This window comes from Dechloromonas sp. A34, from assembly GCF_026261605.1.
Classification (GTDB): Bacteria; Pseudomonadota; Gammaproteobacteria; order Burkholderiales; family Rhodocyclaceae; genus Azonexus.
Map to the genome: position 1 here is coordinate 4,707,033 of NZ_CP102486.1, position 12,600 is coordinate 4,719,632.

14 protein-coding genes are annotated in these 12,600 nt (G+C 61.4%); 6 read left to right on the forward strand and 8 right to left on the reverse strand.

The window, feature by feature from the left end; all coding sequences use genetic code 11:
• Positions 1–49: 49 nt before the first annotated feature.
• Complete coding sequence (locus NQE15_RS23445) at positions 50–1,009, forward strand: hypothetical protein (RefSeq protein ID WP_265945297.1); 960 nt, start codon at positions 50–52, stop codon at positions 1,007–1,009.
• On the opposite strand, the gene NQE15_RS23450 is transcribed toward NQE15_RS23445, so the two are convergent.
• Positions 1,004–2,164, reverse strand: a complete 1,161-nt coding sequence (locus NQE15_RS23450; RefSeq protein ID WP_265945299.1) for a class I SAM-dependent methyltransferase — start codon at positions 2,162–2,164, stop codon at positions 1,004–1,006. The two genes, NQE15_RS23445 and NQE15_RS23450, sit on opposite strands and share 6 nt — an antisense overlap.
• 299 nt (positions 2,165–2,463) lie before the next feature.
• Between NQE15_RS23450 and ttcA the strand changes: the two genes are divergently transcribed.
• Both ttcA and NQE15_RS23460 read left to right on the forward strand, forming a co-directional pair.
• Positions 2,464–3,327 (forward strand): tRNA 2-thiocytidine(32) synthetase TtcA, encoded by an 864-nt coding sequence (gene ttcA / locus NQE15_RS23455; RefSeq protein WP_265945301.1) that lies wholly within the window; start codon positions 2,464–2,466, stop codon positions 3,325–3,327.
• A 64-nt stretch (positions 3,328–3,391) separates the two neighbouring features.
• Complete coding sequence (locus NQE15_RS23460) at positions 3,392–4,291, forward strand: adenylate/guanylate cyclase domain-containing protein (RefSeq protein ID WP_265945303.1); 900 nt, start codon at positions 3,392–3,394, stop codon at positions 4,289–4,291.
• A 58-nt stretch (positions 4,292–4,349) separates the two neighbouring features.
• Here NQE15_RS23460 and hprK read toward each other — a convergent pair whose 3' ends face one another.
• From hprK to recA, 7 genes are read right to left on the reverse strand one after another with little or no spacing between them, the layout of a single operon-like run.
• The gene (gene hprK, locus NQE15_RS23465) at positions 4,350–5,282 is read right to left on the reverse strand and encodes an HPr(Ser) kinase/phosphatase (protein ID WP_265945305.1); all 933 of its coding nucleotides are present in this window, start codon (positions 5,280–5,282) and stop codon (positions 4,350–4,352) included.
• 9 nt (positions 5,283–5,291) lie between these two features.
• A complete protein-coding gene (ptsN, locus tag NQE15_RS23470; RefSeq protein ID WP_265945307.1) occupies positions 5,292–5,738 on the reverse strand; it encodes a PTS IIA-like nitrogen regulatory protein PtsN in 447 nt (148 codons plus the stop codon).
• A 55-nt stretch (positions 5,739–5,793) separates the two neighbouring features.
• On the reverse strand, positions 5,794–6,117 hold the full coding sequence (gene hpf / locus NQE15_RS23475) for a ribosome hibernation-promoting factor, HPF/YfiA family (protein ID WP_265945309.1): 324 nt from the start codon (positions 6,115–6,117) through the stop codon (positions 5,794–5,796).
• 14 nt (positions 6,118–6,131) lie between these two features.
• Entirely contained in the window at positions 6,132–7,601 is a 1,470-nt protein-coding gene (locus tag NQE15_RS23480; RefSeq protein ID WP_265945311.1) for an RNA polymerase factor sigma-54, read from the reverse strand.
• Between the two features lie 28 nt (positions 7,602–7,629).
• The gene (lptB, locus tag NQE15_RS23485) at positions 7,630–8,364 is read right to left on the reverse strand and encodes an LPS export ABC transporter ATP-binding protein (RefSeq protein ID WP_323054924.1); all 735 of its coding nucleotides are present in this window, start codon (positions 8,362–8,364) and stop codon (positions 7,630–7,632) included.
• A complete protein-coding gene (gene recX / locus NQE15_RS23490) occupies positions 8,361–8,792 on the reverse strand; it encodes a recombination regulator RecX (RefSeq protein WP_265945313.1) in 432 nt (143 codons plus the stop codon). Before recX ends, lptB begins: the two co-directional genes overlap by 4 nt.
• Positions 8,785–9,813 (reverse strand): recombinase RecA, encoded by a 1,029-nt coding sequence (recA, locus tag NQE15_RS23495; protein ID WP_265945315.1) that lies wholly within the window; start codon positions 9,811–9,813, stop codon positions 8,785–8,787. The genes recX and recA overlap by 8 nt, the downstream gene beginning before the upstream one ends.
• 211 nt (positions 9,814–10,024) lie before the next feature.
• On the opposite strand from recA, the gene NQE15_RS23500 reads away from it, so the two are divergent.
• The 3 genes from NQE15_RS23500 to NQE15_RS23510 are packed head-to-tail and all read left to right on the forward strand — an operon-like array spanning position 10,025 to position 12,512.
• Complete coding sequence (locus NQE15_RS23500; RefSeq protein ID WP_265945317.1) at positions 10,025–10,249, forward strand: hypothetical protein; 225 nt, start codon at positions 10,025–10,027, stop codon at positions 10,247–10,249.
• Positions 10,250–10,262: 13 nt separating this feature from the next.
• Positions 10,263–10,910 (forward strand): pseudouridine synthase, encoded by a 648-nt coding sequence (locus tag NQE15_RS23505; RefSeq protein ID WP_265945319.1) that lies wholly within the window; start codon positions 10,263–10,265, stop codon positions 10,908–10,910.
• A 60-nt stretch (positions 10,911–10,970) separates the two neighbouring features.
• Positions 10,971–12,512 carry a sodium:solute symporter family protein gene (locus NQE15_RS23510; protein ID WP_265945321.1) on the forward strand — a complete coding sequence of 514 codons (1,542 nt, stop codon included), beginning with the start codon at positions 10,971–10,973 and terminating at the stop codon, positions 12,510–12,512.
• The last annotated feature ends 88 nt before the right edge of the window (positions 12,513–12,600 follow it).

The following is a 12,600-nucleotide window of genomic DNA, read 5'->3' on the forward strand; positions in this document are numbered from 1 at the left end:
GAAGCACTCACGCCATTACCTTAGTGTAACCGTCACCCGTGTTTATTCAATGACTCTTCCGGAAAAACCCGATCCGGCATCCGCCATCAGCGAAGCGATCCGCGCCAAACGCGAACGCAAGACCGGCATTGCCGAAGATATCGCCTCGCTTGAAGCTTCGCTACTGGCCGATATCGAGACCTTCGACCTTGATGCCGCCGAGCGTCAGGCAAGGCGCGAGGCGAGCACCAGCGGCGCGGCCGGTATGAGCGATCCTTCGCTGATTTTTCCTGAAATCGTTCCGGCCAGCTTACCGCGCCAGCCCACGGCCCGAGCGGCGGCCGTCGAACCGGAGGAGGGCGAACCCAACACCGACAACGGCAGCCTTCTCGGCCGGCTCAGACAGCAGGCCGAGTCGCTTCAACGCGAACAACACAACGCGCTGGCCGAGCGAACGACCACCAATGAGGCCATCGACCAGGCCCTGAAACACCTGTTTTTCTATCTTCACGACTTCGTTCAGCAACTCAACATCGTCAAGCCGGCCATCCCCCGCGACTACCCGCTGCTCGAACAGTACGTACTGAATCAGATTACCTGGCAGGAAGGCTTTGCCGATTACCGGACGCAGAGCCAGAGCGCCGGCGCCCTGGTCGAACTGGTAATCTTTTCCTACCGCCTGATCGGCGCCGGCTTGCCGGTGGTCGAACGCGATGGCCCCCGAGTCGAGCGTTTCCGTGCCATGTTGTTCGACTATGGACTACCGTTTACCTGCAAGGAATTCAAGAACGAGCGCAGCTATGTCGAACGGGCCGAATTCCACATCAGCAGCGAGATCAGCGTCAGCGCCCGCTGGCGGGCGGATTTCGCGAAAGGCGTTCTGCTGCTGGAGACGCGCAATCTGGAGCGGCTGGGCAGCGCGGTCTATACCATTCGCCCGCAAGCCGTAGACCACCCGCTATTCGAAGCTTTCGGCCGCTTGGTGCTCGGTCAGCCCAACCAGTTCCGCGAACTGGCCAACCGCTCATAAGCGGCGGCTCTGGTCGCCTTGGGCAAAGCCGCAGAGACTGTCGTCGATGCCGCGGCCGATGGCGATGACCTTGAACAGTTCGCCCATCTCGTGTGGCATCAGCAGCTTGTTCACGGCCCCGGCCGCCCGGATGTAGTCGGGCGAGGCATTCGGAATTGCCGCCAGACTGTCGAGAATGCCGCAGTTGAGCAGGAACTGCCCCTGGCTGGTATAGCCCAGCAACTCCAGACCGGCACCGTGGGCCGCCGCAATGATGCCGGTGAAATCGACATGAACCGTCACGTCCTGCAGCCCTGGCAAATAGAAGGGGTCGGGATGCGCATGGTGGCGGTAATGGCACATCAGCGTGCCGCGCCCGCGTTGCTGGTGATAGAACTCGCGCCGGGGGAACCCATAATCGATCAGCAGCAGCGCGCCGCGCCCCAGGTGATGCCCCCACTCCGCGGCCCAGGCCCGGTTGGCCAGACTGATCTCGCTTTCAAAACCTGGCGGCAGGCTGCACTGCTCGCCGATTTCTTCGGCGGCAGCCAGCAGGGCACCGCCGGCGGGCTGTTCGATCCAGGTGAAAGAGCCGCCACCGTCGAGACCGACGCCGCGCTCGAAAATGCCGTTTTCCCGCCAGGCAACAATGTGGGCCGGCATCGCGTCGAGGAGTTCGTTGGCCACCACCACACCGGAAAACGACTCCGGCAGGAGATCCAGCCACTCGACCCGGGGTAGCAGATGCGGTACGGCCCGGGCGATGGTGTCGCGCTGCCGTTGCCGCAGATCGGCCGACAGATCGAGGATGAAATAGCGCTCGGGCAGGGCCTGCAGCCGCTCCAATTCGAGCAGCAGGTCGGCGGCCAACCGTCCGGACCCGGCACCGACTTCGAGCACGACCGGCACGGAAGCCGCCATCACCTGGCTGACCTGGCGAGCCAGGGCTTGCCCGAACAGCCCGGTCATTTCTGGCGAAGTCACGAAGTCGCCGGCCGCTCCGAACTTCCGTGCTCCGGCTGCGTAGTAGCCAAGCGCCGGCGCGTAGAGGACTTGTTCCATGAAGCGCGCGAAGGAAATCCAGCCGCCACCGGCGACGATTTCCTCGACGATGGCCTGTTGCAAATGCTGGCTATGAGCCAGTGCATCGGGATCGGGTAGCGGCAGATTGTTCATGGGACCTCGCTAAAACGCGGATTTTAGCGGCCAATGCACGTGGCTGGCGGTGGCCTGTACGATTTTTTCGCCACAGCGCCGGCGGACCGGCTGGTAAGTGCCTGCGAAACCCGCGCCCGGAACTGGCAGGTGGCCGGAATCGTCGGCGGAATCGATGCACCGGAACGTGAAATCCGCACGCTTTCCCGCCATCTAAAGCTTATTGCAGGCGGAGTCTCAGGGTACACTGATCGGTCTCCAGATTGACCGCGACCGGCCGGGTTCTGCTATCTCCCCTCGGTCACTGCATAGCCTGTCCCATGACCACCTCCAATACCCTGCAAAAACTCCGCAAGTTCCTTGAAAGCCGAACCGGCAAGGCCATCGGCGACTACAAGATGATTGAGGATGGCGACACCGTCCTCGTTTGCTGCTCCGGCGGCAAGGATTCCTACACCCTGTTGGCCATGCTGATGGCACTCCAGCAACGGGCGCCCGTCAAATTCCGCTTGATCGCGATGAATCTCGATCAGAAGCAGCCCGGATTCCCAGCTGACGTACTGCCGGCCTATTTTGAATCGCTCGGCATCGAGCATCGCATTGTCGCGGTCGATACCTATTCCGTGGTCAAGGAAAAGATTCCCGAAGGCAAGACCACCTGCTCGCTGTGTTCCCGGTTGCGCCGCGGCATCATCTACCGGACGGCCAAGGAACTGGGCGCCAACAAAATCGCCCTAGGCCATCACCGGGACGACATGGTGCATACCCTGTTCCTGAACATGCTGTTCGGCGGCAAGCTTAAAGCCATGCCCCCCAAACTGGTCACCGACGACCGCGCCCATGTCGTCATCCGCCCGCTAGCCTACTGCGCCGAGAAAGACATCGCCAAGTTCGCTCGCGGCATGGAATTTCCGATTATCCCGTGCAACCTCTGCGGCTCGCAGGAAAATCTCCAGCGCCAGAAGATCAAGGAAATGATGCAGGACTGGGACAAGCGTTTCCCAGGTCGCACCGAGTCCGTATTCACCGCCATGCAAAACATCGTCCCCTCGCATCTGGCGGACAATGCCATGTTCGATTTCCAGGGCTTGACCCTCGATACCTGGGTCGAGGAGGGCGATATCGCCTTCGATGCGCCGGAAATGCCGATCAGCGGCACAATTCCGTTAAGTCTTTCGGCATAATGCGGAAGCCCGGCTACTCATCATATAATCCGACTTAACAATAACTTACACTCCTGCGCCGTCGATGACTGCCTCGCAACACAAACTGGTCGTGATGTTTGCCGATGTTTCCGGAAGCGCCGGCCTGTTTGAGCGTCTCGGCGATACCGAGGCGATACATGCGGTCGAACGCTGCATCAAACGCATGAAACGTTCGATCGACGGTTATCGCGGCCGCACCGCCCAGGTCGTCGGCGACGAACTGCTCGCTGTTTTCGGAACGGCCGAGGACGCCTGTCAGGCGGCTATCGACATGCAGCAGCGGATCGCCGATTTGCCACCGGTCTCGGGCCTCAAGCTGACTATCCGGATCGGTCTCCATATCGGCCAGGTCACGGAAGATGGGGACAAGTTCACCGGCGAGGTCGTCACCAATGCCGCCCGTATTGCCGGCATCGCCCGCCGCGACCAGATCCTTGCCAGCTCTGCGCTGACCGCCGAATTGCCGGAATCCGGTATCGTTTCGGTTCGTCCGATGCCCGAGTTGGGCAGCATTCCAGAAAATGGAAACTCGCTGAATCTGCTCCAGATTCACTGGACCACCCACGAAGTCGGCGGCCAACCCCATTCGGCCTTCGGGCCAGCATCGCACCCGCCACCGGTTGAGCGTCTCTGCGTCCGCTATCACGGCAAAGCCTTCCTGCTCGACGAAAAAACCCCGGCGCTCTCCCTGGGCCGCGATCTCGGCAACAAGCTGGTGATCGAGGACCGCAAGGCCTCCCGCCAGCACGCCCGTATCGAGAAACGGGCCGACGGTTATTTTCTCGTCGACACCAGCACCAACGGCTGCTTTGTCACCATCTCGGGACGCCAGGAAGTCATGGTCCGGCGTCACGAATTAGCGCTTGAAAGCAGCGGCCGAATCTGCTTCGGCGGTTCGGGTAACGACCCGAGCACCGACGGCGCCGACTTCGAACACTTGTAGTAACTGGAAAACGGCCATCCGCGGATGGCCGGCCGGCAGCGGTGCTATCGCCGCCCGATTATTCGTCGTCCAGCATCATGCGCTGCTGGCGGTCCATGAAATCCTGCATGCTGTCGATGCCGCGTAATTGCAGAATGGTATTGCGCACTGCAGCCTCCAGCAGAACGGCCAGATTGCGGCCGGCAGCGACCGGAATTACGACCTTGCGAATCGGCACGCCGAGCACTTCCTGGGTCTGGGCATCGAGCGGTAAACGGGGTGCATCGCCTGCAGCAACCGTCTTCTGCAAATGGACGATCAGTTTCAGCCGCATTTTTCGGCGCGAAGCAGTTTCACCAAAGATGGTACGGATATTGAGCAGCCCGAGACCGCGTACCTCGAGGAAATCCCGCAACATGCCGGGACACCGGCCATCAATCGTCGCTGGTGCTATGCGCGCCATTTCGACGACATCATCAGCCACCAGGCCATGGCCGCGGGAGATCAGTTCAAGGGCAAGCTCGGATTTGCCGACGCCGGAATCGCCGGTGATCAGAACGCCCATGCCCAGCACATCCATGAAGACGCCATGTAGGTTGACGGTGTCTGCCAGGCGAGCCGAGAGGTAGATGCGCAGCAGGTCGATCACCGCCGAGCAAGGCTTGGGCGAGAGAATCAGGGGGGTACCGGACTGCGTACACGCATCCGTCACCAGATCGGGAGGAACCAGTCCGTCGGCAACGATGACCGCGGGTGGCTGGGCGCTGAGCAAGTCGGTGAACATCTGGCCGAAACGCCGCTCACCGATGCGCTCAGCCCACTCGTACTCGGCAAAGCCAAGGACTTGCAGGCGCTCGGGATGAATGATGTTGATATGGCCGACAACATCTGCCCCGTAATTGTTCGAAAGCTTGATCTCGATCCGGCGTTCGGTCTGTTGGCCGATCACCCAGCTCAACAGCAGCTTTTCGCGGTTATCGTCGTAGAGCTGGGTCAGACTGATATGGCGCACGAGCGTTGATCAGGACTGAAAGAGCGCGACGACGGACGCCGGGTCCGGGGCGGCCTGCAGTGCATCGCGGAAGGCGCGATCGGCAAAACGCTGGGCCAGCTCGGAGAGAATCTGAAGATGCTCTTCGGTGGCCTGTTCGGGCACCAGAAGGACAAAGAGCAGATTGACCGGGCGGCCATCGGGTGAATCGAAAGGGACCGGAGTCGCCAGGCGCAGGAAGGCACCGGCCGCATTTTTCAGACCCTTGATCCGGCCATGAGGAATGGCAATGCCCTGACCAAGTCCGGTCGAGCCGAGTTTCTCACGGGCAAACAGGCTGTCGAATATAACCGAGCGCGCCAAGCCGAGATGCGACTCGAAGAGCTGGCCGGCCTGTTCAAAGACCCGTTTCTTGCTGCTGGCCTCAAAGTCGAGAAGCACCTGCGAGGCCGACAGAATGTTGCTTAGAGGGTTCATAAGGGGAAGGGGTAAAGCAAGGGGCCGCAGCTACAGCGCTGCGGCCGATCGGCGCTTATTCAGCAACGTCGAGCGCAGGCTTTTCACCGCGATGGTGATCCTGCACTTTTTGCTTGTATTTGAGAACCTGGCGATCCAGCTTGTCGAACATGGCGTCGATGGCGGCATAGAGATCGTCGCCGGATTCTTCGACATGCATGTCCTTGCCGGGCACATGGACGGTAACTTCGGCCTTCTGTTTGAGTTTCTCGACAGACAGGACGACGCTCACACCGGTTACCTTGTCAAAATGGCGAACCACGGGATCCAGCTTGTTTTCCACGTACTCGCGCAAGGCGGGGGTAACTTCGATGTGGTGACCAGCGATCTGCAGATTCATGTTTTCTCCTCTCTCTACAGGGTCTTGCGTAAATTGACCGGCGGGATGTTGAGCGACTCGCGGTATTTGGCTACCGTGCGTCGGGCGACAACGATTCCCTGCTGGCCTAGTATTTCGGATAATTGACTATCCGACAAGGGCTTCTTGCCGTCCTCGGCTCCGATCAACTGCTTGATCAGAGCGCGGATGGCGGTGGCGGAACAAGCTCCGCCGGTGTCGGTAGCAACATGGCTACCGAAGAAGTATTTCAGCTCAAAAATGCCCCGCGGCGTCGCCATGTATTTCTGGCTGGTGACGCGGGAGACGGTCGATTCATGCAGGCCGAGAATGTCGGCGATTTCGCGCAACACCAGCGGCCGCATGGCGACTTCGCCATGCTCGAAAAACTGGCGCTGGCGATCGACGATGGCCTGGGTTACGCGGTGGATGGTCTCGAAGCGCTGCTGGACGTTCTTGATCAACCAGCGGGCCTCCTGCAACTGGCCGGTCAGGTTGCCATTGCCCCGGCGCTGGCGGGAGAGTATCTCGGCATACAGGCGGTTGATGCGCAGGCGGGGATAGGCATCCGGATTGATGTAGGCCGTCCACTTGTTCTTGAGCTTTTTGACGATGACGTCAGGCGTAATGTAGCGCGCCTCGACCTGGGCAAAACCGGCCCCCGGCCGCGGATTCAGACGAGTGATCAGAGCGTGCGCCGCGCGCAGCGCCTCGTCGTCGCAGCCGGTCAGGCGGCGAATCTTGACGAAATCCCGGGCGGCCAGCAACTCGAGGTGCTTTTCGACGATGGCCAGGGCCAACGGCTGTTCGGCACAGGGCTGCAGGGCCTTGAGTTGCAGGGCCAGGCATTCCTGCGGGCTGCGCGCGCCAATCCCGGTCGGATCGAAGTGCTGGATATGATGCAGGGCGATTTCGAGCTCTTCGAGCTCGATCTCGTATTCCGGCGGCAGAGTTTCAAGAAGTTCCAGCAAGGAAGCCGACAGGTAGCCGTCATCGTCGAGGGCTTCGATCAGGAAGCGGACCAGGGCACGATCGCGCTCGGTCAGCTGGGTCATGCCCAGTTGCCAGCCGAGATGATCGCGCAGGCTGATGGTGCCGGCATGAATGTCCTGGGCATCGCTATCGTCGTCCTCGTCGCGCCCGGCACCGGTAAAGGTCCCAGCATCCGAGCTCCAGCGATCGTCGTCGACATCGGAGGGGGCTGATGGCACATCCATTTCACGGTCGTCGCGGGCATCGCGCTCTTCGCGTTCGACCTTCTGTTCGCGCTCACCTTCGCTGGTCTGCGGCGAGTCGAACTGCTGAGCCGCGGTAAAGGTCTCGCTGCCACCGTCGTCGTCGCGCTCCAGCATCGGATTTTCGAGCAGATAGCGTTCGATTTCCTGCTGCATTTCCACCGTCGACAGCTGTAGCAGCTTGATCGACTGCTGCAACTGGGGGGTCAGCGCCAGATGCTGGGATAGTTTGAGTTGGAGGGCAGGTTTCATCGGTTGGGATAGGGGCGCTGCTTAACGGTCAGAGCTTGAAATGCTCGCCGAGATAAACCTTGCGGACGCTTTCATTCTCCACGATTTCGTTCGGCCGTCCAGCGGCGAGTACGCGGCCAGCGTTAATAATGTACGCATGGTCGCAAATACCGAGGGTCTCGCGGACGTTGTGGTCAGTGATCAGCACACCGATACCGCGCTCCTTGAGGAAGCGGATGATTTTCTGAATTTCCAGGACGGCGATCGGGTCGACGCCGGCAAAGGGTTCGTCGAGCAGAATGAAGCGAGGATTGGTGGCCAGCGCCCGGGCGATTTCGACCCGCCGCCGCTCACCGCCGGAGAGTGCGGCGGCGTTGACGTGGCGGACATGGCCGATATGCAGTTCGCCGAGCAGACCCTCGAGGCGGTCATTGACTTCCTCTTCGGGCAACTTGAGCAGTTCGAGGATGGCCCGGATGTTTTCCTCGACATTGAGCTTGCGGAAGACCGAGGCCTCCTGCGGCAAGTAGGAAAGACCCTGCCTGGCCCGGCTGTGCATCGGCAGATGGGTCAGCCGGGCATCGTCGATATAGACCTCGCCGCCATCGGCCGGCACCAGGCCGACAATCATGTAGAAGCAGGTGGTTTTGCCGGCCCCGTTCGGTCCGAGCAGGCCGACAACCTCGCCGGCGGCGACCTCGAACGAAACGTCCTCGACCACGGTGCGCGCCTTGTAGCGCTTTTTCAGGTTATGGGCCGAGAGCTTGGAGATCGGGGCGTTCATTGGCTGGCTCCGCGCATGACCCGGCGGATGGCATCGCCCGAGAAGCCGCGGTATTGCAGAAAGCGCATCTGCTTGGCCCGCTCTTCCGGGGTCTGCGGCAACTGGCCAAATTTCTTGGCCCACACCGACTGGCAGCGCTCGCCCTCGTCACCGCCTTCGGGCAGGGCGGCGGCGATGTCGTCGTCACCGACCCCGGTCTGCCGCAACTCCTGTTTCAGCCGCGCATTACCGTAACGGCCGGCACGGGCCACGACGCGTTGCCGGGCAAAGCGGTGGTCGGAGAGCAGATTCTGGGCTTGCAGGGTGTCGAGCACGGCCGCGAGCTGCTCTTCCGACTCGGCGGCGCCAGCGAGTTTGGCCTTCAACTCGGCCCGGCTGTGTTCGCGCCGGGTCAAGAGTTTCAGGGCACGAACGCGCAAATCAGACATCAGCCTTGGCAGCCTTGACCGGCTTGATGACGTTGGTGCTGGCGGCCTCGCGGATGCCGGCCTCGATTTCCTGGGCGATTTCCGGATGGCTGCGCAGGAATTCTCGGGCGTTGTCCTTGCCCTGGCCGATTTTCTCGCCCTTGTAGGCATACCAGGCGCCGGATTTCTCGACCAGCTTGTGGGCGACACCCATTTCGACGATTTCGCCGTGGCGGGAAATACCTTCGCCGTACAGAATGTCAAAAATGGCTTCGCGGAACGGTGGCGAGACCTTGTTCTTGACGACCTTGACCTTGGTTTCGCTGCCGATGACTTCATCGCCCTTCTTGATCGAGCCGATGCGGCGGATATCGAGGCGCACGGAAGCGTAGAACTTCAGCGCATTGCCACCGGTCGTCGTTTCCGGCGAACCGAACATGACTCCGATCTTCATCCGGATCTGGTTGATGAAGACGACCAGGGTGTTGGTCTTCTTGATGTTGGCGGTCAGCTTGCGCAGGGCCTGGCTCATCAGCCTGGCGTGCAGGCCGACCATCTGGTCGCCCATTTCGCCTTCGATTTCGGCACGTGGGGTGAGGGCGGCGACCGAGTCGATGACGATGATGTCGACCGAACCGGAGCGGACCAGCATGTCCGAGATTTCGAGGGCCTGTTCGCCGGTATCCGGCTGCGAGATCAGCAGGTCGCCGACATTGACGCCGAGCTTTTGCGCATATTGCGGATCGAGGGCGTGTTCGGCATCGATGAAGGCGGCGACGCCACCGAGTTTCTGCATTTCGGCGATAACCTGCAGACAGAGCGTGGTCTTGCCCGAGGATTCCGGTCCGTAGATTTCAACGACCCGGCCGCGCGGCAGTCCGCCAACGCCCAGGGCAATATCCAGACCCAGCGATCCGGTGGACACCACCTGGATGCCTTCGTCGATTTCGGCATCGCCCATCTTCATGATGGAGCCTTTACCGAACTGCTTTTCGATCTGTTGCAGCGCTGCGGCGAGCGCCTTTGCCTTGTTGTCGTCCATGGAGGTACCTCGAAATTTGAGCGGATTATGGCACAGGGGCCGAAGATGGAACAGAAATTGCTGAGCCGAAAATCAGCGGATTTGGCGCGAAATATGCATATGGCAAACCGCGATTTTGGCCGAATACCGATAAACACGGGTATATTTTCGGCGGCCACTTCTGGCCGCCCCAGGTTACTGGTTATAAATACAGTACATTTTAGGTAGTCACTTGGCAAGATTATTTTTCCTTTCACCGGCCTCGGGGAAACTGCTGTTCGGCCTTGCCCTGGCCGCTGCCACAGCATTCGCCCAGGCCAGGCCCGCCCCGTGGTATTGGTGGGTCAGCAAGGTCGATGGGGCCCGCGTTTGCCTGCAGACCTCTCCGGGCAGCGGCTGGTATCGCGATGGCGGACCGTACCGCAACGGCCGCTGCGGCGCCGATCTGGCACGCTGAAGCAGAGCCACCGATGATCTATACCCCGCCGGCCGATACCGGCCTCAGCATCATCTACGCCGACGACAGTCTGCTCGTGCTCGACAAGCCGGCGGGGCTGCTCTCGGTGCCGGGACGCGGCGCCGACAAGGCCGACTGCCTGGCCAGCCGCGCCCAGGCCAATTTTCCGGATGCGCTGACCGTGCATCGGCTCGACATGTCGACTTCAGGCCTGCTCCTGATGGCCCGCGGAGAAGCCATGCAGCGCGCGCTGTCCCGATTGTTCGAGGACCGCCGGGTCGACAAGCGCTATCTCGCCGTGGTCGACGGCTACCTGGAAAGCGAGAGCGGCGAGGTCGACCTGCCGCTGATCTGCGACTGGCCGAACCGCCCCCGACAAAAGGTGGATTTCGAAGTCGGCAAGCGCTCACTGACGAAATTCCGAAGATCTGGCTTCGATCCGCATACCGGATGTAGCCGGGTCGAACTGGAGCCGGTGACTGGCCGTTCGCACCAGTTGCGGGTCCATATGGCCGCGCTCGGCCACCCGATCCGCGGCGACGAACTCTACGGACCGGACCCCGAACCCGGCGAACGCCTGCTCTTGCATGCCACGGATCTGGCCTTTGTCCATCCGCTAAGCGCCGTCGCCCTGCGCTTTCACAGCGACGCTCCGTTCTAACCGCCGAAAACCTTATAATTCCCGCGTTTTCAATCCCTTGCCGACGTCGCTCGGAGAATCATGCTGATCTGGTTCGTCGTTCTCTACCTGATGCTTTCCATCGGCATTGGCCTCTATGTCGCGACCCGCGTCCATAGCGCCAAGGATTTCGCGGTAGCCGGGCGCCATCTGCCGCTGCCGGTCGTCACCGCCACCGTGTTCACCACCTGGTTCGGGGCCGAAGCGGTGTTCGGCGTCTCCGCGACCTTCGTCAAGGAAGGCCTGCGCGGCGTCGTCGCCGATCCTTTCGGTTCCTCGCTGTGCCTGATCATCGCCGGCATCTTCTTCGCCAAGAAGCTCTACAAACTTAACATCCTGACCCTCGGCGACTACTTCCGGATGCGCTACAACCGCACCGTCGAAGTGCTGACCACGCTCTGTATCGTGGCCAGTTATCTGGGCTGGGTCTCGGCCCAGATCAAGGCCCTCGGCCTGGTCTTCAATGTCGTCACCGGCGGCTACGTCAGCCAGACGGCGGGAATGATCCTCGGCGCGGCCATCGTCCTCACCTACACCACCTTCGGCGGCATGCTCTCGGTGGCCATCCTCGACTTCGTCCAGATGGGCGTCATCATGGGCGGCATGCTGTACATCGGCTACATTGTCTCCGGCCTGACCGGCGGCGTCGATGTCGTCATCAACCATGCGGCGACCGCCGGCAAACTCGATTTCTTCCCGCCGCCCGACCCCTGGCAGTGGCTGACCTTCCTCGGCGCCTGGATGACCATGATGCTCGGCTCGATCCCGCAGCAGGACGTCTTCCAGCGCATCACTTCGGCGAAGAGCGCGCGCATCGCGATCTGGGGGTCGGTCCTCGGCGCCTCGATCTACTTCTGCTTCACCTTCGTGCCGATGTTCATCGCCTATTCGGCCACCCTGATCGACCCCGAGCTATTTAACGGCCTGATGAAGACCGATTCGCAACTGGTCCTGCCCACGCTGGTCCTCCAGCACACCCCGCTCTTTGCCCAGGCCATCTTCTTCGGCGCCGTGCTCTCGGCCATCATGAGCTGCTCGTCGGCGACGCTGCTCGCCCCCTCGGTCGCCTTCTCGGAAAACATCGTGCGCGGCTTTTTCCCGGGCATGGGCGACCACCAGTTCCTGCAGGTCATGCGCGGCTCTATCGTCGTTTTCGCCGGCATCGTGCTCGGCTTTGCGCTGTATTCCAATGCCAGCATTTTCAAGATGGTTGAGAACGCGTACAAGATCACACTGGCCGGCGCTTTCGTACCGCTCTTCTTCGGTGCCTTCTGGAAACGGGCGACGATCCAGGGCGCGCTGGCCGCAATCATTGGCGGGCTGAGTTCATGGATCCTGATCGAAGTGCTGGTCAGCAAGGCCGATCAGGCTCAGGAATACGCCTACGCGCTGGTCGGCGCCGGGCAGGCCGTTCCTCCCCAGCTGATCGGACTGGGCGTCAGCATCATCGGCATGATCGCCGGTTCGCTGCTGCCGCAATGGGTCGGCCGGCCGACAGCGCATGAAGACATCCACGCCGCCCTGCACCACCGGGCGGCGGCTGAGACTCACCACGCCGAGACGGTGCACCGGCACGAGTCTTAAACAAAGCGTACGCCTTGGGCCAGCGGCAGGTCGGCCGAGTAGTTGATGGTATTGGTCGCCCGCCGCATATAGGCCTTCCAGGCATCCG